This window comes from Brevibacillus sp. SIMBA_040 (genome assembly GCF_046535075.1).
GTDB lineage: Bacteria > Bacillota > Bacilli > Brevibacillales > Brevibacillaceae > Brevibacillus.
The window spans coordinates 106165-129131 of the sequence record NZ_JAWRXI010000006.1 but is presented as its reverse complement, the minus strand read 5'-3'; the positions used below and the strand labels follow the sequence as shown (position 1 = coordinate 129131).

24 protein-coding genes are annotated in these 22967 nt (G+C 49.0%); 9 read left to right on the top strand and 15 right to left on the bottom strand.

What is annotated here, in order from left to right; all coding sequences use genetic code 11:
- Position 1: 1 nt before the first annotated feature.
- The 7 genes from SB752_RS12130 to eutL form a co-directional block, all read right to left on the bottom strand.
- Entirely contained in the window at positions 2 to 289 is a 288-nt protein-coding gene (locus tag SB752_RS12130) for a EutN/CcmL family microcompartment protein (RefSeq protein WP_049740731.1), read from the bottom strand.
- Positions 290 to 293: 4 nt separating this feature from the next.
- Positions 294 to 1112: a hypothetical protein gene (locus SB752_RS12125; RefSeq protein ID WP_103104758.1), complete on the bottom strand. Its 819-nt coding sequence runs from the start codon at positions 1110 to 1112 to the stop codon at positions 294 to 296.
- Positions 1113 to 1127: 15 nt separating this feature from the next.
- The gene (gene pduL / locus SB752_RS12120; RefSeq protein ID WP_049740729.1) at positions 1128 to 1904 is read right to left on the bottom strand and encodes a phosphate propanoyltransferase; all 777 of its coding nucleotides are present in this window, start codon (positions 1902 to 1904) and stop codon (positions 1128 to 1130) included.
- A 6-nt stretch (positions 1905 to 1910) separates the two neighbouring features.
- Positions 1911 to 2198 (bottom strand): ethanolamine utilization microcompartment protein EutM, encoded by a 288-nt coding sequence (eutM, locus tag SB752_RS12115; protein ID WP_005827515.1) that lies wholly within the window; start codon positions 2196 to 2198, stop codon positions 1911 to 1913.
- Between the two features lie 204 nt (positions 2199 to 2402).
- Positions 2403 to 3896: an acetaldehyde dehydrogenase (acetylating) gene (locus tag SB752_RS12110; protein ID WP_410715897.1), complete on the bottom strand. Its 1494-nt coding sequence runs from the start codon at positions 3894 to 3896 to the stop codon at positions 2403 to 2405.
- A complete protein-coding gene (locus SB752_RS12105; protein ID WP_410715896.1) occupies positions 3896 to 4381 on the bottom strand; it encodes a BMC domain-containing protein in 486 nt (161 codons plus the stop codon). The genes SB752_RS12110 and SB752_RS12105 overlap by 1 nt, the downstream gene beginning before the upstream one ends.
- A gap of 35 nt (positions 4382 to 4416) precedes the next feature.
- Entirely contained in the window at positions 4417 to 5067 is a 651-nt protein-coding gene (eutL, locus tag SB752_RS12100) for an ethanolamine utilization microcompartment protein EutL (protein WP_410715895.1), read from the bottom strand.
- A 305-nt stretch (positions 5068 to 5372) separates the two neighbouring features.
- Between eutL and SB752_RS12095 the strand changes: the two genes are divergently transcribed.
- Positions 5373 to 6089 carry a sulfite exporter TauE/SafE family protein gene (locus tag SB752_RS12095; protein ID WP_410715894.1) on the top strand — a complete coding sequence of 239 codons (717 nt, stop codon included), beginning with the start codon at positions 5373 to 5375 and terminating at the stop codon, positions 6087 to 6089.
- 150 nt (positions 6090 to 6239) lie between these two features.
- Positions 6240 to 6713: a hypothetical protein gene (locus SB752_RS12090; protein WP_410715893.1), complete on the top strand. Its 474-nt coding sequence runs from the start codon at positions 6240 to 6242 to the stop codon at positions 6711 to 6713.
- Between the two features lie 96 nt (positions 6714 to 6809).
- On the opposite strand, the gene SB752_RS12085 is transcribed toward SB752_RS12090, so the two are convergent.
- Together SB752_RS12085 and SB752_RS12080 are read right to left on the bottom strand one after the other, a co-directional pair.
- Complete coding sequence (locus SB752_RS12085) at positions 6810 to 7568, bottom strand: SDR family NAD(P)-dependent oxidoreductase (RefSeq protein ID WP_410715892.1); 759 nt, start codon at positions 7566 to 7568, stop codon at positions 6810 to 6812.
- A gap of 6 nt (positions 7569 to 7574) precedes the next feature.
- Positions 7575 to 8012 carry a MarR family winged helix-turn-helix transcriptional regulator gene (locus tag SB752_RS12080; RefSeq protein WP_410715891.1) on the bottom strand — a complete coding sequence of 146 codons (438 nt, stop codon included), beginning with the start codon at positions 8010 to 8012 and terminating at the stop codon, positions 7575 to 7577.
- A 286-nt stretch (positions 8013 to 8298) separates the two neighbouring features.
- Here SB752_RS12080 and SB752_RS12075 point away from each other — a divergent pair, with 286 nt between their 5' ends.
- The 5 genes from SB752_RS12075 to SB752_RS12055 all read left to right on the top strand — a co-directional run bounded on the left by SB752_RS12075 (position 8299) and on the right by SB752_RS12055 (position 13084).
- Positions 8299 to 8976: a response regulator transcription factor gene (locus tag SB752_RS12075; protein WP_410715890.1), complete on the top strand. Its 678-nt coding sequence runs from the start codon at positions 8299 to 8301 to the stop codon at positions 8974 to 8976.
- Complete coding sequence (locus tag SB752_RS12070) at positions 8966 to 10468, top strand: sensor histidine kinase (RefSeq protein ID WP_410715889.1); 1503 nt, start codon at positions 8966 to 8968, stop codon at positions 10466 to 10468. The genes SB752_RS12075 and SB752_RS12070 overlap by 11 nt, the downstream gene beginning before the upstream one ends.
- A gap of 83 nt (positions 10469 to 10551) precedes the next feature.
- Entirely contained in the window at positions 10552 to 11118 is a 567-nt protein-coding gene (locus SB752_RS12065; RefSeq protein WP_410715888.1) for an RNA polymerase sigma factor, read from the top strand.
- A gap of 3 nt (positions 11119 to 11121) precedes the next feature.
- Positions 11122 to 11874, top strand: a complete 753-nt coding sequence (locus SB752_RS12060) for an anti-sigma factor (protein ID WP_410715887.1) — start codon at positions 11122 to 11124, stop codon at positions 11872 to 11874.
- Positions 11875 to 11950: 76 nt separating this feature from the next.
- Positions 11951 to 13084, top strand: coding sequence for a stalk domain-containing protein (locus SB752_RS12055; protein ID WP_410715886.1), 1134 nt, complete (start codon positions 11951 to 11953; stop codon positions 13082 to 13084).
- A 64-nt stretch (positions 13085 to 13148) separates the two neighbouring features.
- On the opposite strand, the gene SB752_RS12050 is transcribed toward SB752_RS12055, so the two are convergent.
- The gene (locus tag SB752_RS12050; RefSeq protein WP_410715885.1) at positions 13149 to 14045 is read right to left on the bottom strand and encodes a LysR family transcriptional regulator; all 897 of its coding nucleotides are present in this window, start codon (positions 14043 to 14045) and stop codon (positions 13149 to 13151) included.
- A 128-nt stretch (positions 14046 to 14173) separates the two neighbouring features.
- Here SB752_RS12050 and SB752_RS12045 point away from each other — a divergent pair, with 128 nt between their 5' ends.
- On the top strand, positions 14174 to 15241 hold the full coding sequence (locus SB752_RS12045; protein WP_410715884.1) for a YeiH family protein: 1068 nt from the start codon (positions 14174 to 14176) through the stop codon (positions 15239 to 15241).
- A 197-nt stretch (positions 15242 to 15438) separates the two neighbouring features.
- Positions 15439 to 17115 (top strand): sulfatase family protein, encoded by a 1677-nt coding sequence (locus SB752_RS12040; RefSeq protein ID WP_410715883.1) that lies wholly within the window; start codon positions 15439 to 15441, stop codon positions 17113 to 17115.
- 119 nt (positions 17116 to 17234) lie between these two features.
- Here SB752_RS12040 and SB752_RS12035 read toward each other — a convergent pair whose 3' ends face one another.
- Genes SB752_RS12035 through SB752_RS12015 form a run of 5 tightly spaced genes read right to left on the bottom strand, consistent with a single transcriptional unit; the run spans position 17235 to position 22956 of the window.
- On the bottom strand, positions 17235 to 17492 hold the full coding sequence (locus tag SB752_RS12035; RefSeq protein WP_410715882.1) for an HPr family phosphocarrier protein: 258 nt from the start codon (positions 17490 to 17492) through the stop codon (positions 17235 to 17237).
- A gap of 14 nt (positions 17493 to 17506) precedes the next feature.
- The gene (gene ptsP, locus SB752_RS12030; protein ID WP_410716058.1) at positions 17507 to 19234 is read right to left on the bottom strand and encodes a phosphoenolpyruvate--protein phosphotransferase; all 1728 of its coding nucleotides are present in this window, start codon (positions 19232 to 19234) and stop codon (positions 17507 to 17509) included.
- Positions 19235 to 19252: 18 nt separating this feature from the next.
- Positions 19253 to 20413 carry a mannitol-1-phosphate 5-dehydrogenase gene (locus SB752_RS12025; protein ID WP_410715881.1) on the bottom strand — a complete coding sequence of 387 codons (1161 nt, stop codon included), beginning with the start codon at positions 20411 to 20413 and terminating at the stop codon, positions 19253 to 19255.
- A gap of 6 nt (positions 20414 to 20419) precedes the next feature.
- The gene (locus SB752_RS12020; protein ID WP_410715880.1) at positions 20420 to 20854 is read right to left on the bottom strand and encodes a PTS mannitol transporter subunit IIA; all 435 of its coding nucleotides are present in this window, start codon (positions 20852 to 20854) and stop codon (positions 20420 to 20422) included.
- Complete coding sequence (locus tag SB752_RS12015; protein ID WP_410715879.1) at positions 20854 to 22956, bottom strand: BglG family transcription antiterminator; 2103 nt, start codon at positions 22954 to 22956, stop codon at positions 20854 to 20856. Before SB752_RS12015 ends, SB752_RS12020 begins: the two co-directional genes overlap by 1 nt.
- Between the last annotated feature and the right edge of the window lie 11 nt (positions 22957 to 22967).

Here is a 22967-nt window from a genome sequence, read left to right as displayed (position 1 = left end):
TTTATCCCTCTCCTCCTGCAGCTCCCGGCACCTCGAACGAATCCACAATTCCTACGATGATCGCGTCAATTGGTACGCTATTTCCGGTGAAAAGGATACGGGCAGGTGTTCCTCGGGAGACAATAACCTGCTCGCCAATTCCTGCCCCAATCCGGTCTGCTGCGATAACAGTTTGTCCGCCTTCCTCACCACGCCAGTCAATCGGCTGGACAACCATCAATTTCAGATTTTCCATACCTGTTTCCTTTTGTGTAGCCCACACGCTGCCGATCACTTTTCCCAAAAACATGCGATCACCCTTTTCCCAAATAGCTGACGGTAATGCCGCGTTCTCTCATGCTGTCAAAGGCCAGTGGAGAGACGATCGCTCCTTTTTTCACGTGCAGGATCGTATCTTTAAGCTCTGGCTGCGATTTAATCCAGTCTGCTGTCAGCAGCTTTCCGGAAAAGACAGCTTCCGCCTCATCGAGAGCGGTCAGAGCTGGCTGCTCTGGCTTGGTCTCATCCTTTTGCAGCTGTGCTTTTAGCTTGGAAACAACGCGATCTGCCAGACGTCTTTGTTCTGCGAACTCCACGCCCAGCTCTTTCATCGCTTCGACATGACGTTGGAACAGCTTTTCGTAAGCTGGTGGCAGAGTCAATGTTTGCAGCGTGCGTCGGTCTGCACGCTTGATTCCCGGAACATCGGAGCCTGCGATGACGAATTTGCCTGTCACCAGTGCAGCAAAAACGATCTCCGCTTTGATTGTTCCCTTTAGCCCAGCAGCGATACGCCCTGCATTGTCCAGATCAATCTCTGGAATGACGATACCGGCATAATCTTTCGGCACTTCGAGCGGAGCCGGAGCGTATTCATCGGCAGTAATGATCTTGCCTGCTCCTCCGCATTCGATCTTGTGCATCCCCAGCCAGGAAGAGGTTTCCCCGTCCAAAAAGAGGATGTCATGGCAAATGCCGTGATTTTTCAGCTGGATGAAATGATCGGTATACGCCTCATGCGCCTGGCTGTCGCAAAAGACATACAGGACACGAGGCGCTTCTTTTTTCTTCTCTGTATTCATCGATAGCAGAATCTCTTTTGTAATAGATGCCACCATTTCTCTGATGTCCATCAAGCTCTACCTCCGTTAGCCGGAGTAAAACTGGCCGTTTTTGCCGATCACTTTTACCCGGTCGCCCGTTTTCAAATTAGCGGCATTCCCTTCATCCAAATCCACATGGAAATCGAGCGCAAATCGCGGATGAACGCGAACGACTACATCCGGATAGATAATAGGGCGGTCGCTCTGAGTCGCGAGGATCAGCGTATCGCCATCATTTACTTGAAAGCTCTGTGCTTCCTCTGGCGACATATGAACGTGCCGCTTGGCTACAATGACGCCTTTGTCCAGCATGACTGTGCCTTTTGCCGTGACGAGTACCAGACCCGGTGTACCTTCGATATCTCCAGACATCCGTACAGGTGCATGAACACCCAGTGCAAAGCCGTCTGTGCGGGAGATTTCTACTTGTGTCGCTCCGCGCGCCGGACCGAGGATACGTACCCCGTGAATGCTGCCTTTTGGCCCTACGATGGTAACGGTCTCCTGGCAAGCAAACTGACCTGGTTGGGACAGATCGCGCATAGGCGTCAGCTCATGTCCTGCTCCAAACAGTTTTTCCACATCTTCCGGTGACAAATGGACGTGACGATTGGATACACCCAGGGGAATTTCACGTACTGCCTCGGCAGCTTGATTGGTGGAAGGCTGCTGATGTTCCTCAAACGATTTCACTTCAATCCCTCTTCCTTTCAAGAAATCTGCCGCTGCGGGTGTTATTTTATCCCCTTTCTCTAGGAGAAAGGGGTTAGGTATGCCTGTTTTGTGCATCGCTCGGAGGGATGCTTCTGTAATGACTGCCATCGGGGATTACCCTTCGAGCTTAGGCAGGATCAGTTCAATGTCGCCATGAGGGCGTGGGATGACGTGTACAGATACGAGTTCGCCCACTTTTTCGGCAGCAGCGGCACCTGCGTCCGTGGAAGCTTTTACTGCACCTACATCACCGCGAACCATTACTGTGACGAGACCGCCACCTACGTGTACTTTACCAATCAGTTTTACGTTTGCTGCTTTTACCATTGCGTCAGCAGCTTCTACCGCTCCTACCAAACCTTTTGTTTCTACCATTCCCAATGCGGACATTTCTCCAGCCATGATTCATTTCCTCCTTAAATGTATGGACATTTTTTTAGTAGTTAATGCTGCTATTAAGAAAACCTCTATCGCCGCCTCCTCAAAGAGGAGCGACCGCGTTTAGCGGAAAGTTTCCATGCGCTCCGGAATTCATAAGCTTCACGCTTATAAATTCCTATACGTTCAGAGGTCCGCCATATTTCACGGGCTTTTTGAAATCTTTTTTTAAGTCGTCATTTCAGTCAAAACCGATTTGATAATATTTTTGATTTCATCACGGCTCAGGCCGACATTCATCGAAGAGACAGCCTGCAGAACCGCTTCTTCCGCTGGGGAAGTTGCTTGTGTCTGTGCTGGCTTGGATTCTGGCATCTCTCTAACGCCAAACGCAATGCGCTTGATGTTGAACAGATGCTTAGGTCCGATGTTGTCTGAAGTGATGTTGCCACCAAATGAACCGCAACCAAGTGTAAAGGATGGCTGAATGCCAGTAGTGGCGCCAATTCCACCGAAGGTCGTACCGGTATTGACCGGAACCCGGGATGCTGGCATCGCTTGGCCATAGGACGCGATAATATTCTCGTCTGTAGCGTGGATACCTGCTGTATGTCCCAGACCACCATGCTCCAACAGCTCGCGGCAACGTGCAAACGCTTCTGTCGCATCCTGAACGGTATACAAAGCAAGGATCGGAGCCAGCTTTTCGACGGACAGCGGATATGCTTTTCCGACGCAGCTTTCCTCGGCGATCAGTACACGTGTATCAGCCGGGATGGAAATGCCAGCCATCTGCGCAATCACATGCGGGGAGCGACCTACTATCTTGGCATTGAGCGAGCCATTGACCATGATGATAGCGGCTACGCGCTCTTTTTCATGCTCATCGAGGAAGTATGCTCCTTCTCGCTTTAGTGCTGCGATCATTTGGTGCTTGATGGTTTCTTCAATCACCAGTGCCTGCTCGGAAGCGCAAATCGTACCGTAGTCAAACGTTTTGCTTTGTACGATCCGTTTGGCTGCTGCCGTCAGATCTGCACTGTGGTGGATATATACCGGTACGTTGCCCGGTCCCACGCCATAAGCTGGTTTACCGGAGCTGTAAGCAGCGCGTACCATTGCCGATCCACCTGTAGCCAGGATGACATTGGTCAGCTTGTGCTTGATCAGCTCGTTGGTAGCTGGGAGCGTTGGTTTGCTGACACAATGGATCAAGCCTTCTGGTGCTCCAGCCTGCACAGCGGCTTTCGCCATCAGCTGCGCTGCTTCCAGCGTACATTTGGCTGCGGACGGGTGAGGACTGAAAACGATCGCATTGCGTGCCTTGAGGGCAATCATCGATTTGAAAATAACGGTGGACGTAGGGTTGGTGGATGGTACGATACCCGCGACAACGCCGAACGGCTGTGCCACTTCCCACACCTTGTTTTCTTCGTCCTTGCCTATGATGCCGACCGTCTTTTGGTCTTTGATCCACGCGTAAACGTCCTGGGAAGCAAACAGGTTTTTCATCCGTTTATCAGGGATGTTACCAAAGCCCGTCTCTTCCACTGCCATTGCGGCCAATCGTTCTGCTGCCTCGACGCCCGCTTTGGACATCGCTGCAATGATCGCATCGATTTGTTCCTGCGTGTAGGAAGCGAGCTTGGCTTGTGCCTCCTTGGCCTGAGCCAGATAGGTGCGCACTTCCTGAATCGAGTATAAATCAGCATCGAGTGTCATTAAGCTTGTTCACCTCCGCCTTGTTGCTTTTCCTCTAGCAGGCGAATGAGATCTTCTTTTTTCGCTGTATTGATTTCATTTGTGGAAAGAGGGAAATCAGCGTACGAACGCGCCAGCTTGCGCAAATCGTTGATCGATTGTTCAGCAAGAGCAGATGCAGGTTGTGCCTGTGCCGGCTTTACCTCTTCCGGTACGGGTGGTTTCAACAGGTTCTTGATCATTTTCGGTACACTTTCATCTGGGCGCGGGATGACGTGAGAGTGGAGCAATCGTCCAACACGTCTCGCTGCGTCCGCTCCGGCATCGACAGCTGCCTGTACAGAGGATACATCACCGATTACATACACGGTGACGATTCCGCCATCCGCTCCTTCATAAGAAACTACCTTGACATCAGCGGCCTTGGCGGCAGCATCTGCGGCAGCGATAAGAGCGGGCAAGCCCAATGTTTCAATCATGCCGAGTGAGTATGCATGAGCGCGCATTTACATGTCCTCCCCTTCAAGAGGGAAAATCCCTTTTATCGTTTTACAGGTTGCTCGGCAACACTTCTAACTGCAGTGGCAAATGCTTCTGCTGCTGCTGTGCAAGCAGACTGGCTACCCGTCAAAAGCGCTCCCCCGAAGTTTGTTTCTGTAGGCGGTCCAAAAAACTGCATCATTTGTACGTCTGCTGCCTTGAGAGCTGCATCGATACCGTACATGGCTTCCAGTGGTGGAGCGATCAAATAGGCGAGCGGCTCCCCTTCTGGAACTCCCGCCAGCTGGGATAAATAGCTTCCAGTCCGCGACACGACATGGGCGTAATACGCATGCGTTCCCTCTTCATTTAGAGAGTAAAAGCATGCTCCGCTTTCCATGAATGCAACGGCTGCATCCAGACCGCTCTGTACCTCCGATGGCGTCGCTCCTCCAATCATCCCGATGAACTCGCCGGATAACGGACCAGAAGCGTGACCGGAGCCCGCATAAAACGACTTGGCATAAACTACTTCTACAGCTGCCTTTTTCGTCGCCTCATCGATCGCCGTATATCCCACATCATCAATCGTGGAAGTCAAAAGACCCAGACTTCGAATATGCGAAGGCAGGTTCAACTTCTCCGCGAATTGAGGATCGACATTGGGAATCAGCCGGATCGCAAGCGGCGTCGCTCGAATTGGTTTTTCCATGCGTGTCACTCCTTTCAAACAACTACTACCCTTTTCAAAACGCAAAAAAAGGTGTCCAGAACACAGGAAACAATCCTCATGTTCATGGCACCTTTGCCTTTTGTTTGTTCACTTGTTAAATAAGAAACAAAACAAAATTTTGTATTCTTATCCGTGTCTCTAATGTATGACAAGGGCGGGAAAATTGCAAGCGTTTTCGCTTACCTGTCACTTTCCAAATTCCTGCATCTTTTGATTTTACCAAACAGATCGACAACGATAAAATGGACTAATCTCAGGAAAAACAAGATGGAGGGATGTTCAAGGTGGATCACTGGATGATACTCGTGTCGATCGTCCTGTTTGCGGCGTTACTACAAACAAGTACAGGCTATGGCTTTTCCATTATCGGAACGCCTTTTTTGTTTCTGCTCTACCCGGCTCACAGCGCGATTCAAATCAATATTATCCTTTCCCTATGTATCTCCGTTTTCATGATTTACAAGATCAGGCATGAAGTAGACACACTTCTGCTCGGCAGATTGATTCGTGGTAGCCTGATCGGGCTGATTCCCGGGATCTTGATTTATCTGTATGTCGATGTCACTTTACTCAAATTGGTTGTCGGTGCCCTTATTTGCATATCGACGATTCTTTTGATCCTAAAGCTGACGATCAGTCAAACAAAAAAGAAGGATTACGCTACAGGCGCAATCTCGGGTCTACTCACAACTAGCATCGGGATACCTGGACCACCGCTGCTGCTTTATTTTGCAGGAGTGGGCACGAAAAAGGAAACGCTTCGCAGCACGACACTCGCCTACTATTTGTTTATTTATTTGGTCAGCCTGATCATGCAAGTAGGTTTTGCCGGGACGAATAAAGAAGTTTGGCTTTCTTCCCTCATCGCACTGCCTGCGCTTTTTGCCGGAATTCTCCTTGGACAGCTTCTATTTAAAATGATCAGCCAGCGCGTATTCCAAATCCTCACCTACGTTATCCTGCTGTTTACAGGCTTGTATTTGGTGACTACGAGTCTGTAATTTTGGGGACTCGAATTGGTTCCATCACTTTTTCTAAATTCGGCCATTTAACAGACACACGCACGGATTATCTTTGTTGTGTAGCCAAAATGGGTAAGCCCGAAAGCTGGCTCAACACAATAAAAGATGAATCCCGAGGAGGAATTTCACATGAAAAAGAAAATCGCAATGTCTGTAATGGCTCTCGCTGTATCCGCAATGGCAGGTTCCGCATTCGCAGCTGAAAAGGCACCTGCCGCCAAAATGGAAGGTCCTGCCCAAGTGAAAATGGCAACCCTCACAGCAGTACCAGCTATCAACCTGGAGCAAATGGCAAAAGAAAAAGGCATTACTGTAGAAGAGCTGATCGCGCAGCTCGAAAAAGAAGGAAAAATTACTAAAGGTGTAGCTCTGGTTGATGCAAAAATCGATCCGGCTAATGGTGACAGCAACCTACCGATGACGGCAATCTTCCATATAAACGATGCTGAGCAAGGAATTGTGTCCTTCTCCCTCACAAAAGCGATTAGTTTGGAAGAAATGGCAAAAGAAAAAGGTATCACTGTGGAAGAGCTGATCGCGCAGCTCGAAAAAGAAGGAAAAATTTCCAAAGCCGTACCAACAACTCCTGCAGCAAAAAAATAAACAACACTAACTCTGGTGATACGGGCTACGTATAAATAGCAAAAATGCCTTTGACGAAAGAACTTGTCAAAGGCATTTTGCTTGCAAGCGGTGGAATTACAGTGTAAGACCGCCGTCAATTGTCACGATGGAACCAGTCATGTAGCTGGACCCAGGCGAAGCCAGGAACGCTACCACGTTTGCCACTTCATCCGCGTCCGCCATACGACCGATGCGCGGGAATTGAATGTCAGGCACATTGCCTGTTTCTTTGATCGTTTGTTCCATGCCTGCTACGAGGCTAGTTGTCACGCCACCTGGGCAAACCGCATTGATGCGCACACCCGTTTTCGCATACTCCAAAGCAGCACCCTTGGTAATACCGACAACCGCATGCTTGCTAGCGGAATAAACGGACAAGCTGTGCTCGCTTTTCAAGCCTGCTGTAGAAGCAGTGTTGATAATCGAACCAGAGCCTTGCTTCACCATTACCGGTATGACGTATTTCAAGCCCATGAACACACCTTTAAGGTTCACAGCCAGGATGCGGTCAAACTCAGATTCAGGAATGTCTGCAAGCAGATACGGCTTTTGAATAATCCCAGCATTGTTGAAGAATACGTCGATGCGGCCGTATGCTTCCATCGCTTTGTTTACATAGTTTTGTACGTCAGCGGATTCTGCTACGTTTGCTTGAACAAAAATGCCTTCTCCGCCTTTTTCTTTGATCAGACCCAGTGTTTCCTCACCTGTTTGCTGATTGAAATCGACCAGCACCAGCTTCATGCCCATTTCAGCCAGCTTCAGACTTGTAGCACGTCCCATTCCGCTTCCAGCACCTGTTACTAAAGCAACTTGTCCTTGTTGATTGGTCATGTCATGTCACTCCTTATGTTTTTGATGTTCCTCGAGGTTCGCTACCATCTTCTTATAAGACTGGAGCAGCTCACCTAGCTCTTCATCAGAAAAATTGGTCCATAGCGCATCTGTCAAAGTAGCATAACGATTGTTGATCCTATCGAGAATTTCTTGGCCCAAAGCAGTTATGGCAAGCAGAGTAACACGTCGATCTGTTTCGGGAATTTGTCGTTCGATATATCCTTTTTTCACTAGTTTATTGGCTAGATTTGTGACGGCAGGCAAGCTGATGAACAGTCTCTCAGCGAGCTCCGAGCTTTTCACAGCACCTTCCTCTGCCAAAATTTCTAGGATGTACACCTGAGAACCCGACATGTCACTGTCCAGAATCTTTCCATACGAAATGATAAACTTGTGGACCATGCTCGACAGTAATTTGGATAGTTCGTCCCGCTCTCTCATCTTGGCTGGGTCGTCACCTCTTCAATTAAAAGTTAAGACTACTAATAGTTAAAAGTATTAACTATTATCACTTAGAGTCTACCTCGTCCTTCTTACTTTTGTCAACCAGCCACACCGCAGGACGGCTTCGCCATATTTCAGACACACAGATCTCGTACAATAGAAAATCCATGTTTATCGTAGATAGATGCGCTGCTTAACAAATGATGGCAGACCAAATACCCCATTGCCTTGCTATGATGATAGCAATCCAATATGGACCGGTTAGAAAAGAGGTCGTAAACACGTGAAACGAATTTATATCATTGAAGATGAAATGCCGATTGCTCGCCTGATGCAGGTCTATCTGCAACGAGCCGGCTATGAAGTCAATTGGAATGACGGAAATCAGGATTCTCTCCAGACCTTTCTCTCCTGGAGGCCCGATCTGGTTTTGCTTGATCTCATGCTCCCGAACCACGACGGACTGGAAATACTCGATCAAATTCGTCAGTACAACAGCTGCCCCGTGATCATCATAACTGCCCGCGGTACGGTACCTGACAAGCTTCAGGGCTTGTCCCAAGGCGCGGATGACTATATTGCCAAGCCTTTTGATCCCGAAGAGGTTCTTGCCAGAGTACAAGCTGTGCTGCGCCGTTCCTCCTATCTCGCTGAAGCAGATATCGTCAGACTCGGAATGCTGTCGATTGACTTTTCGGCACAAAACGTACTCCTCGGAAAAGAACCTGTTTCGTTGATGCCGCGCGACTGGCAGCTGCTTGCTTTTATGGCGCGTCACCCCAATCAGTGCTTCAGTCGCGATCAGCTTTTGGACCAGGTATGGGGAATGGATTTTGACGGGGGAGATCGCGCTGTGGATACTGCTGTCAAACGTTTGCGCAAGAGCTTGCTGCAATGGCCGAGCAGCGAGGGTGAAATCACTACAATCAGAGGAATGGGGTACAGTCTGCGTGTTTATTAAACGAAGCTCTAAGCCCAAGTCGCCAGTGCCTCTCTTGCGCTACTGGACCTGGCGCTATGCGATGATATTGTCGATCATGCTACTCGGGATTGGCTTTTTCGGCATTTACTGGATTAATAAAAATGCCACCGAGCAGCAGTTTGCTGTATTGGAAGCAAGAACGCAGCTGTTGGCTGATTCGTATTCCAAGGTAGCTTTTGCAAAAACCTTTACGATTTCACCTATAGAAACACTTCAGCCCTCGATCCCGCTGGTCCAATCGGCTCAAGCAGTTCCCACGACATCAGCTGCTTTTGCTGCGACAGCCATGCCCGACATTCCAATGGATCATGTGGTTCAAATCTCTAATCTGTCCAACTTGCAGCTCAAGAACTTGACTGCCGTGACTCCTGCAACAAAGGTTGTGCTGCCAACTCCGATTACACCTGCCAATAAAAAAATGGAAACACGCGAAATCATCGCTACAAATGACGCTACCTGGCTGCGTGTAGGTATACCTTACTATCTGCAAAATGAAGTAGCCGGTACGTATTATGTGAGCACGCGGCTTAATAATGATCTCGTCCATACGTATATCACCATCATGGTATCTATCGGGATCATTACCTTGTGTGGCTGGGGCATTGTTTATGTCTTGTCACGCTCCCTGACCCAGCCGCTGCGACAGCTGGCACTGGCTGCCGAGCAAATTTCTGCTGGCAACTATGAACCCGCTTTGCCTGATGCTTCGCGAATCAAGGAGTCAGAAATCAGTCAGTTGATCGTATCTTTCGATGAGATGGCGAATCGCCTGGGTCAGCTGGAACGAATGCGTACGGATTTGCTCGCTGGCGTCTCTCATGAGCTGCGTACTCCAGTCACATCGATTCGCGGCATGATACAGGCAGTAAAGGACGGGGTCGTAAGCGGAACTGATGCAGATGAATTCATGCAAATCAGCATGGATGAAGCCAAGCGCTTGCAAACGATGGTCAATGACCTGCTTGATTTTTCCTCTATGGAGGCAGGGGCCGTTCACGCGGAAAACAAGGAAATAAACGTATCGGAACTTTTCGATCAATTGATTTCGCAGGTGAACACACTGTCTTCCTTTGCAGATATTGAAGTAAGCGCCTCTCTCCAACCTACTGATCTCGTCTGGACCGGAGATGAATCACATATCAAGCAAATCTTGCTCAATCTGCTTGGAAACAGCGCTGCCGCCAAAGCGACACAAATTCAGATCATTGCGGAAAAACTGGGTGATCAATTCATCATCGACGTTATTGACAACGGCAGGGGCATCCCGGAATCAGAAGCACCGTTCATTTTCGAGCGATATTATCGCGGAGATAGCAAGCGAAAGAAAAAGCATGGACTCGGCTTGGGACTGACGATTTCCAGGCTGCTTGCCAAAGCTCATCAAGGCAACGTGGAATTGGTCCGAAGCAGCGAGGCAGGTACAGTTTTTCGCCTCACTCTTAGCATCTCACCCGCACCCAAAAACTTTTAGGGAGAATCGAACCGATCGCACAACAAAATCGTTTCCTAGAGAAAGAAGTAGAGATCAGGGGGGAAAAGAGGTGTGCCTGTCTCATGCAAAACTGGAGTGACGCGGACTTAATGCAACTCGTCATGCAAAAACACCGTCCAGCACTAGAGGAACTATATGACCGCTACATTAAGCTAGTCTACTCTTTTGCTTTGAAAAGCACGCAAGACGAGCAGCATGCCAGAATTATTGTTCAGGCAGTATTTACTCGTCTGTGGACATCGGAGTCGGGCTACAGCGCTGAAAAGGGGCAGTTTGTAAACTGGCTGATTACGATTACCCGAAACATTACGATCGACCATCTTCGCCGTGAAAAGCGGAATCAGCGTTTCGTTCCCGTCTCCCCCGACAAATGGGAGCATATCCCGGACCATCCGGCCAACAATCCAGCCGACGTCCTCTCCCGCAAGCTGATTCGTGAACAGATGGAACAGGCATACAAATATCTCTCTCAAAGCCAGATTGAACTGATTCAGTCGCTGTATTGGGAGGGCTATTCGCTTAGTGAAATTGCACAGATGCGGAATGAACCGCTCGGCACTATCAAAAGCCGCCTACACCAAACGTTGAAAATCTTGCGGAACCACCTGATACCAGAGATGGAGGGGTAAAACGTGGATAACCGTAACCGCTGTTCTTTTTCAGACGATCTGATTTCGTATGCAATTGGGGAATGCACAGATAATCAGAAGCACATCCTTGAGGAGCATATCGCGACTTGTCCGCTTTGCCGACAAGAAGTGATTGAATTGCGGGAGGCTTGGGAATTGATACCTTACCAAATACCGTATCAGCCACAAAACGTGGATGTGCCTGCTGATCTGAAAGATCAAGTAATGGCTGCGATTTTTGCACCAAACGAAAAGACCCATAAAACCTGGAAGCAGCGCGCGGACACCTTTACAGCCAAATGGAGACCTGCTGCCACGCGATTTGTCGTAATCGGCTTGGCGCTCGCTTTAATCGGAGTGATCTGGAATAACCTGTCGCTACGTCAACAATTGCTCGCCTCGAGGGAATTCTCACAGCCTACCCAGGTGGTACAATCGTATTCCCTGCAAGCGACTGCGGACGCCACTGCTTCATCTAGGGGAATTGCCTGGATGTATGACCAGAGCGAGAAAAGAATACTCGTTTTTCATCTCCAGGGGCTTGCTGCCACGCAAGGAACAGAAGCATATCAGGTCTGGTTGATTCACGATGGCAAAAGGCACAGTGCGGGTGTCTTTCGTGTAGACAATCAAGGGACGGGCCTACTCGCCTACGAAATGCACGATCCGTCTCTGCCGTTTGAAGCAATCGGCATCACGCTAGAGCCAGATGAAACCGGAAGCCAGCCTCGCGGAAAAAAAGTGTTGGGCACATAAGCAAAGCAGCAAACCGCTATCCCCTCCTCAACGTTACCTAAGTCGAAATCATTTAGAAGAGACTTGGAGGGGATTTATGATGAAAAAATCGGTCATTCTTTTACTTATTGGCATACTGCTGACAGGCGCTCTTGGGATTGGCTGGGCAAGTGCAGCTACACTCGTGCCTTCTGCTGCTATGACTATCAAGGTAGACGGAAAAACAATCCTTGGAAACGAAGCATTGTTCATATCTAACAGCCATGCGCTGGTTCCGGCAAACGACATCGCCCAAGCTGTCGGAGCTAGTGCTGCCTATGATCAAGCAGCAAAAACGATCACCATTAAAAAAGATACAAATACGTATCTATTTACTGTAAATAGCCAAGCAGTCAAGATCAACGGTGGTTCCATTACAGCAGACACACCCGCTTCGCTTGTTCATGGTGTGCCTTATGTACCAGTCCGTTTTCTTGCAGATCAACTCGGGATGGAGGTAGCATTTGACAAAGCCTCCAACTCGATTTCTCTGACTTCTCCTCAAAAGCCCTCTTTCCTCATCATTTCCCCTGCAAATGGTGACATCTTGTACTCCGACCAGGTAAAAGTAGCCGTCACCGCTTTTCACCATCAGTTAGCAGATTTCCGCCAACATGCGCAAACTATGGCAGGACAGGGACACATCCATGTTTGGCTCGATACCGATCCATCAGATCCCAAGCTCGCTTATAAGATGATCAATGGTGAGCCTGCCGTCTTTGATAACGTCCCTCCTGGGTCTCACAAATTGACCGTACAGCTGGTTGGCAATGACCACAAGCCTATTTCACCTGAGATAAAACAAGTGATCCATTTTAAAACAGCGACAAAATCAGTCCATGAAACGACATCCCACAGCACGGTACAGGAAACGGCTACTGCGCCATCATCAGATTCTACAGCTCCATCGTCTCACGCATCGGCAGCTCCTGCTCCAGTTGCTAAAAGTTATCAGGTAAACATTCAATCATTTTCCTTCTCCCCCGGCTCGATCACTGTCGAAAAAGGAGCAACAGTTACCTTTACCAACCTCGATGATGTAGTCCATACCGTCACTGCGACAGACGGCTCATTTGATAGTGGTCCCATCAAACAAAATGCAACTTACACCATAACCTTTTCAAAATCAGGCGTGTATTCCATCTACTGCAAGCCGCATACCTTCATGACAGGAACTATCACCGTGAAATAAGTCTGTTATAAGCGTTCAAAAAAGGGGAAGCAGCACGTGTAATCACGCGTGCTGCTTCCTTGATTTAAGTATATGCACCTTCTGGCAAATGCGTGCGTATGAGATCCATAAAAATATCTAATGCTTTTGTATGAAACTCGTTTGTTTTTGTCACTAGAGAAAAATCTCGTGTCACTGGTGTACCCGCTACCTTCAGCGTGCAAAGAGTACCTAGCTTGCGTTCTTTACGAATCGCCCAGTATGAAAGCAGACTGATGCCCAGACCAGCCTCCACCGATTCCTTGATGACTTGGGTGCTCCCGAATTCCATCCGTTTTTTAGGTTGAATCTGCAGCATGCGAAACATTTTTTCTGCGGCTTCTCTTGTACCCGAGCCTTCTTCTCGAATAATCCAGGTTTCGTCAAAGAGCTCAGCGACGCTTACCTCTTCTTTATTTGCCAAGTGGTGCGCTGGAGACACAATCAGAAACATGCGGTCATCAGCAAATGGCTCGACACACATCTTTTCATGCACAAGCTCTCCTTCCACTATTCCGACATCCAATTGCCGATTCGCTACAAGCTCGGTGATCACAGTGGAATTGTGGATCGTTATCGTCGGAGTAATCAACGGATAGTGCTCCTGCATGCGCGCGATGACATGAGGCAGCACGTATTCACCGTAGGTGTAGCTGGCACCAATGGTCAAATGACCACTTGGCGTATTCATCAAATCGTCCACCAGACTCTGCATACGTGTGTACAACCCGAGAATCTCCCGTGCGTGATGGTAAACGATTTCTCCTGCCTTATTCAAGCGAACATATTTGTTGCTGCGCTCCAAAAGCTTCGTTCCCACTGCTCGCTCCAAGGATAGAATGTACTGGCTAACGGCAGGCTGGGTCATGTGCAGTTCTTCGGCTGCTCGCGAAAAGTTTTGCCTGTCTGCCACTGTCACAAAAACGAGTAGCTGCTGATCCATGCTGCATCACCTCGTCCTTTTCATCAATAATAAGTTAATGCTTATCGTGACTATCGCAATGATTTATTTTTCTTATTATAGCAATTGTTTTATTCTGAGGTTGTAAATCTTTTCGAGGAGTGATTGCAATGGCCACTCAGCTGAAAGACAGCGTGCCATTGAACAACAGCAGTGCAGCTGCACAGTCCGGAAAACCCCAAGGAAGCAAAGTGTCTTCCCTCTCGTTATGGATCGGTGGCGTCGCCTTTACTTTTGTAGTCGCCCTGCTCGGGTATGGACTATCTCGTGTTCCTGGCTTTGATCGAGTCGGTCCTTTGGCTTGTGCGATCCTGATTGCGGTCGCCTATCGCCAATTTTGGGGATATCCCGAGGCTCTGCGATCAGGCATTCAGTTCTCTGCCAAACGTTTATTGCGTCTTGCCATCATTTTGTACGGTCTCAAGCTAAATATTGACGTCGTGCTTCACCAAGGTCTCGGTCTACTCGTCTATGACGTAGGTGTAATTATTTTCGCTATCGCCCTCACCATGCTGCTTGCAAAATGGATGAAGGCAGAGCCATCCCTCTCCCTCATGCTCGGAGTAGGTACTGGAGTGTGCGGGGCCGCTGCCATCGCCGCCGTTTCTCCTATTATCCAGGCAAAAGATGAGGATACCGCTATCGGCGTAGGCATTATTGCTTTGGTCGGAACGGTGTTTGCCGTCGGCTATACCGTGCTGCGCCCGTTTTTGCCCATGTCAGCGGTAGATTACGGCATGTGGTCGGGAATTAGTCTGCATGAAATTGCCCATGTAGCGCTGGCTGCTGCACCTGCTGGACAGGATGGTCTGGCAATCGGTCTTTTGGCAAAATTGGGCCGCGTGCTACTGCTTGTCCCGCTCTGTTTTATCTTGATGTTCTGGATGAAACGAACCGGTAAAATTCAAAGCGGCACCAAAATCGAGTTTCCCTGGTTCTTGATCGGCTTTCTGGCCATGAGTCTTTTCGGCAGCTACGTACTCGGCAAACAGATTCCTGTTTCTGAAGCGTTCAATACGGGTGTAGCCAATGTAACGACATTTGTTCTGACGATGGCGATGGTGGGTCTTGGGCTAAACGTGAATTTGCGTGCGCTGCGCACAAAAGCGGCACGTCCACTGATTGCCATGTCGATCACTTCAATTCTGCTCTCTGTCCTATCGTATGTATTGATTTAAGAAATGCTGTGACACGTATAAAATGGTCTGCTTATCTTCGCCCGGAATCTGCTTGTGGCGAAGATTTTTTTGTGCAGGAAAGATGTAGACTTTCGCTATTGGACTTGGGGATAACCCGAGATTTTCTAATGGATAAGGACAAAGGTTATCCCCATATGTTGATAACGGTGTGATTATCTTTTCTTGGGGGCATCCACATGTTGAGAAAACCGTTTTACAGGCGACCAAATATCCTGTTTATTATGGTGGATGAAGAACGTTATCCACCTGTGTATGAGGAACCTGCTATTACGGCATGGAGACAGGAAGTTCTCCACGCCCATTCGTTTTTGCGCAGGCACGGACTTGAATTCACACGTCACTACGTCGGAGCTACTGCCTGTTCACCAAGCAGAGCGACATTATTTACGGGGCAGTACCCTTCTTTGCACGGCGTTTCCCAAACCACGGGCGGAGCCAAACGGTCGGCAGACAGCGATATGTTTTGGCTGGACAGAAATACGGTTCCAACCATGGGTAATTATTTCCGGGCAGCTGGTTATCGTACGTTTTACAAAGGCAAATGGCATTTTACTGACCCTGATATCTGGATACCCGGAACCCATATTCCCGTTCGCAGCTACACGCCCGGAACCGGAGTACCCGACCCGGAAAAAGAGCGCTTGTATTTGCTTGCTGATCGCTTGGACGGGTACGGCTTTTCAGGCTGGATCGGTCCAGAGCCGCACGGGAGGGCTCCTCATAATTCCGGGTCATCTGCTGCGATCGGGGTGAACGGCCGGGATGTGATCTACCGTACCGAGGTCGTTGAATTAATCCAACAGCTAGAAGAGGAAAAAGACGAGCTGGATCACCCCGACTCGTACCAGCCCTGGCTGATTGTCGCATCTTTTGTCAATCCACATGACATCGTCCTCTATGGTGATGTAACTGCTCGTCTACCTTTTTTTCGCTTTCATGTTGATCATTCTGTTCCTGACGTCCTTCCGCCTCCTACCCAAGATGAATCACTCGCCACGAAGCCTCGCTGCCAAGCAAGCTATCGCGATGTTTTCCCGCAAGCTTTTCAGCCGATCAGCAACCTCGAGTTTTATCGCCGCCTGTACTTTCAGCTTCAGCAAAACGCTGATCAAGAAGTGATGCATGTACTGGAGGCGATTTCCCAAACCTCCTTTTACAACGAAACCATCATCATTTTTACGTCTGATCACGGGGAACTACTCGGCGCACATGGGAATCTCCATCAAAAATTTTATTGTGCTTATGAGGAAAGCATTCACGTTCCCTTTATTATCCACAATCCGCTTCTTTTTCCACAGCCATTTTATACAGATCAGCTGACAAGCCATGTAGACATACTCCCCACCCTGCTCAGCCTGATTGGAGCAGATACTCCCGCTATCACCAAGCTACTCAAGCAAACCCATAGTGAGGCACGGCATCTCGTTGGGCGGGATCTTACCCCCCTCATCCTCGGGGAAGATGCTACATGTCCTACATATCCAGAGTGTCTCTATTTTATGACCGAGGACGATGTGACCAAGGGACAGCATCAGGTCAGCGTATTTCTTCAGCCCTACCACGCTGTTATTCCTCCCAATCGCATAGAAACGGTCATCGCTCGCCTCTATCACGACGAAAAAGAAAGCCTGTGGAAATATTCCCGGTACTCCGCCTCTGACAATAACAATTTATCCACAAATAACATGGCAATACCCGATGAATATGAATTATACAATCTGACATCTGACCCTTTGGAAGCGTACAATCTGGCCTCTCCAGCGTACGCAACTCCCCACTCAGAACGCATTCGACTGCAGATGGAGGCGCTGCTTCAGGAGCAACGAGAACAAAAGCGGCTCACTCCCGGCTAACGGTTCTCCCAAAGTGAAGTGTGGATAACTGAAAAAGGCGGCCACCTCCTGAACGGAAGATAGCTGCCTTTTTAATTATAACCGGAATTGTCCACAGCGAAGTGGAGAAAACTCCTTGATTATTCTTGCTCCAAGAGCACCTTTTCCAATGCGCTGATGGCTTCCTGCTCGTCTGCTCCATCTGCCATCAATGTAATTTCATCGCCTTTTGCAATTGCGGAGGACATGATGCCCATAATGCTTTTTCCATTGACGGTCTTTTCTTTTTTCACGATTTTGATTTCACTCGCAAACGTCGTAGCCACTTTTACAAAAGTAGCCGCAGGTCGTGCATGCAGACCATGCGCTAGCTGAACGACAATTTTCTTCTCCACCATCGTGCTGTACCTCCTCAGATGTCATTTTGATTAAGCACTTTCTTCACGAATGCTTCTACCTGCTCAGACGTGCTCATGGATAAGATGGCTTCCGTATGCTGTGATGCTTCCTCCAGACTGAGTCGACTGATCTGCTGGCGCGCTGGCAAAATACTGCCGGCACTCATACTGAACTCATCGAGACCAAAGCCAAGCAGGATCGGTATCGCTATCGAATCGCCTGCCATTTCGCCACACATCCCCACCCATTTGCTATTAGCATGGGCTGCCTTGATGACATTGTAGATCAAGCGCAGAACAGCAGGATGGTACGGCTGATAGAGATAGGCGACGCGCTCATTCATTCGGTCCGCAGCCATTGTATATTGAATCAGGTCATTGGTGCCGATGCTAAAAAAGTCTACCTCTCGTGCCAGCTGATCTGCCATCATCGCTGCAGCAGGGATCTCAATCATGATACCCGCTTCGTAGCGATCAGATACAGCTATACCTTTTTCTAGCAAGCCTTTTTTCTCTTCCTCCAAGATCTGCTTCGCCTGTCGGAATTCCTCCAAAGTAGCAATCATGGGGAACATGATTTTCAGGTTGCCATAGACACTGGCACGCAGAAGAGCACGCAGTTGGGTACGGAATAGCTCCTGGTTGTCCAGACACAAGCGAATCGCCCGGAAACCGAGAAACGGATTCAGTTCCTCTGGCATAGGCAAATAGGAAAGCTGCTTGTCACCGCCGATGTCCAACGTACGAATAACGACAGGCTTTCCTCCCATCTGCTCAAGCACTTGTTTATAGGCGAGAAACTGTTCTTCTTCCGTCGGGAAATCATCGCGTCCCATATAAAGAAATTCGGTACGAAAAAGCCCTACTCCTTCTGCGCCATTTGCCAGTACTCCTGCCAAATCGTCAGGACTGCCGATATTGGCGGCCAGCTCCACATAATGCTGGTCTGTTGTCAACGTCTTCTCATGCACCAGCTTTGTCAGCTCTGCTCTTCGTCCGGCATATTCAGCCTGCTTGCGTTCATAGTCGGCCACTTCTTCTGGACTCGGATCAATAATGACGATTCCTTCATGCCCGTCCAAAATAATCGTTGTACCAGGCTCAACCACGCCTGTGATGACACGCGTCCCTACTACTGCTGGAATCTCAAGCGATCGTGCCATGATAGCGGAATGGGAGGTCCGTCCACCGATATCTGTTACGAAGCCTTTGACAAACTGGCGATCCAGCTGGGCTGTATCTGATGGGGTCAGGTCCTCCGCTACCACGATGACTTCTTCCGTCAGTTCGCCTGGACCCGCGAATGATATACCGAGCAAATGTGACACGATACGCTTCGTCACATCGCGGATATCCGCTGCTCGCTCACGCATGTATTCATCATCCATCTGTTCGAACAGGCCGATAAAGACTTGGGCAACGTCGCTTACGGCACTCTCGGCGTTGACCTTTTCCTGCTCGATCTTCTCTTTTACTGTATCGACCAGCTCAGGGTCTTCGAGAACGAGGAGATGAGCCTTGAAAATATCCGCATGATCATCGCCCATTTCTTGTTCCACACGAGTAACAATGCCTTGCAAATCAAGCTTGGCACTCTCCAATGCCGCTTTAAAACGCTTGATCTCACTCGCTGTGTCTTCTATGGCAACCATTTTGATCTGAAAATCAGGAGCCGCCAGCAAAAATGCCTTGCCGATTGCGATTCCAGTAGAAGCCTTTACCCCAATGATTTTTTGCGACATTTCCACACTCACCTCTCCTCAATGTGTACTAGTCCATTCCTGTAACAAACGAGCCTGCCTGCGTACCACTTCTTCTAACGAATGACCCGTCGGAATACCTGTACAATTGTGTAATGTATATTCCCAGCCGAACTCGTTTTTGTCTGCTTGTATACGCACCGCTTCTGCATCTTCTTGATAGTCGAACTGAAGTGCGGCTGCAATAGCCAAGCCTAAATAATCGGGAGTAATCCCATGCTCGATACATTGCAGTGCTGGACCGACCAAACGATCTTGCGCAGAAAGCTTGCGAATCGGTGAGCGTCCCACGCGAGTAACCTCGTCGGACAGCATTGGATTCGTAAACCGCTCCAGTATTTTTTCTACGTAGCGCTGATGCTCTTGCTCGTCAAAGCCGTGCTTGATCGCTAGCAAGGCACTCGTCTCGCTCAATGCTCCTCGTGTAGCTTTACCAATCTCAGTATTTTGGATCGCTGCGTCGATCGTTGCATATCCCATTTGATAGCCCAAATAGGCAATGACAGCATGCCCGGTATTTACCGTGAACAGCTTTCGTTCAATATATGGCGCCAGGTCATCGACATATGTGAGTCCTGCTACTTGCGGCTTTTCCCCAATAACCTGGGATTGATCCACCGCCCATTCAAAAAACGGTTCCACCATAACCAACAGTTTGTCATCGTGCTGCTGCAAAGGGACAATCCTGTCTACAGCGGCATTGGGAAAACCGATTTTCTCTGCGGCTAACACCCGATCGGCCTCTGGTAAAAAGCCGTATACATGCTCCTTCAGTGCTGCACTGCCCCCGATCATGTTCTCGCAGGCAATGACATTCAATGGTCGCTTTGAGGTGGCGAGCCTTTTCGAAATACCTGCTGCGATCCCACTCGCGATATGAGGGAGAATATGCGGACCTACTGCAGTCGTAACGAGATCCGCGTTAGCGATTGCCTGGGCAACAGCTTCCACATCAGCACCATGGAGTGCACTGACGTTTTCTACTACTGACTCAGGTTTTCCTGCTGTAGCCAGCTGCACGCGATACGCTTTTCGCTCGTTCAACTCATCGACCAAAGCCGTATTGACGTCGACAAACACTACCTCGTACCCCGCTTGATGCAGCAATTGACCGATAAATCCTCGGCCTATATTTCCGGCTCCAAAATGGACTGCTAGCATGAGTGATTACACCTCCTCAGAGAACAGGGCGATAATCTCATCAGCCGACGTCGCTTGCACTACCCGCTTGACGTTTTCCTCCTCGGAGCAAATGATCGCGATATTGGAGAGCACCTCCAAATGCTCATCTCCAACGGCCGCAATTCCCACGAGCAAGTAAGCGGTATTTCCATCTCCGAAATCGACCCCTTCAGGAACCTGGACAATCGAAATCCCTGTAGATTGGATCTCCTGCTTCGATTCGTTCGTGCCGTGCGGAATCGCAACCCCACTGCCGATATACGTTGTAGCAAGCTGCTCTCGCTCTTGCATTTTCTCCACATATGCCGCCGTCACATGACCAGCCTGCACAAGCAGATTACCAGCCAGTCGGATTGCCTCTTCTTTGCTTGCTACCTTTGCATTCAACATGATTTTCTCAGCTGTCAGTATGTTTTTCATTATGTTCTCTCCCATCCTATCTTTTTCTGGCAAAACGCATACAATTTATCTGCTATATAATCAGCAATTTGCTGTGTTTCTCCTGTCTCCAAAACACTCTGCATCTCTTCTTCAATGAGGAGTGAGCTGATCTCACTTAACACTTCCAGACCCTCTTGCGGTACGTCCCTCGGGCCTATCATCACTAGTAACAAATGAATGGACATGTGTTCTTCATCCATAGACCGGAGCAAAAGCGGTTCCTGCAGCCTGTGAATGGTAAAGGACACTTTTATTACGTTGTCATTTCTCCCGTGAAATAATGCCATCGATGTACCTGGAATACCCAATCCGCCAAGCTTTTCCCGATCCAGCAGCTGCTGCATGACGGGAGCTGCTTCTTTGATCGTTTGGCTCTCTTTTAATTCCTGACTCATTTCTTGCAAAAGGCTACGTAAATCGAGCCCGTGGTTATCCCATACCCGCACCCGCAGGCCCTCTACGATCTCACTCGCGTATCGTGAGTAGTTTTGCATCGCCCTGAGCTGCTCGATCGACTTTTTCCCGCTAGGAGCCACACTCATTACTCTGGGTGCAGTCGACTTCTCCCCTGTGCTGTGGAGATGAAATTTGATTTTCTGGATATCTTCCTGCGGCAAGAGTGGGCTGACCACTACATAATCCAGAGGCGAAAGCGGCAATGGAATGGTCGAGATGATCAGATCGTACTCCCTTTCCGGGATGTCCCCCAAATCGAACATGGACAAATTTTGGAGGCTGACAATCTCGGGAATTTCCTTTTTGATACGCGTAGCTAATATCTTGGACGAGCCGATTCCACTCGAGCAGACTACGAGGGCCCTGTAACGCTGCTTCTCCTGACGCGTTCGCTCAAGCGCCGCTCCGAGATGCATGACGAGATAACCAACCTCCTCGTCAGGAACCTCGAATTGCGGGAATAATGCCGCCACTGCGTCTTTTACTACCAAAAACAGCTCTTGATAGTTGGTTTTGATCTGGTCCAGGATCGGATTGCGAATCTCCATCTTGCGCTTCAATCTGTACAGGGCTGGCTCCAGATGAGTAAGCAGTCCATGAAACAAGGACGAATCCTCTTTCAGTGGTACCCCCAGGCTCTCTTCACATACTTGGATTAGACGGTAGGTAGTCGCCATCAACTCTGTATTTTCCGGCCAAAAGGAGTCATCCTGGGAATGACGCAGCTTGGCTCCACGCAAATGCATCGTAATATAGCCGACTTCAGCAGCGGGAATCTCCATGTGAAAGATCAGCTGGAGCCGCTCCATGATACGCTGCGCAGCCTGGTACTCGGACGTGTTGATTAACTCACTCAACGTTTTTTCGTCAAAATGGATATTCTCTCCCTTTTCCACCCGCTCGACAGCCAGTGCCAAGTGGGTAACCAGACCGATATAGGCACTGTCAGCCAAATGGTAGGGAAGATCTTCCTCCAGGTTGTTTAACGCATTTTCTACTTTGATCAGCTTTTCCCGGTCAATCAGACCAAGCAGGCGCTCCGAGATCGAGTCAATATTTCGCAGTGCTTTGTTCTGTATGTTTTCTTTGATAACCCCGATCATTTCATGGTCGTCCAAATGCTCAGAGATCAATCGGCTGATCACCCTTCGCTTGGAAGATTCCGTACCGAGCAGCTCCACGCCGTAGCCTCTTTTGCGCAAAAGCGATAGCTCATACCGGGCAAGCATGACCTCCAAATCATCCAGGTCATGACTGATGGTAGCTGTCGTCACTTTTAAATCAATGGCTAGAGAGATGAGCTTGACTGGCTCCGATGCTTCTAGTAACGAGCATAATATGATGACCTTTCGCTCCTGAGCGATGAACTCGGTCGTCGACTGATGTAACACAGAGGTTTGCAAGCTCTGCTTCTGCTCCTCTGTACCCACGATTTCTACGCCAGCTCCTGCTTTTCGCACCAGCTTCATTCCATATTCCGCAAGCAACTCATCTACTGCCTCGAGTTCCCTGTGTATGGTTCGCGGACTCACTCCGATATGCTCGGCAATGAAGCCAATCGTTACCCCTTTTTGTTCCTGCATCAAAATTTCAATAATCGATCGTTGTCGCGAGGATATCTGCATGCTCTGCTCCC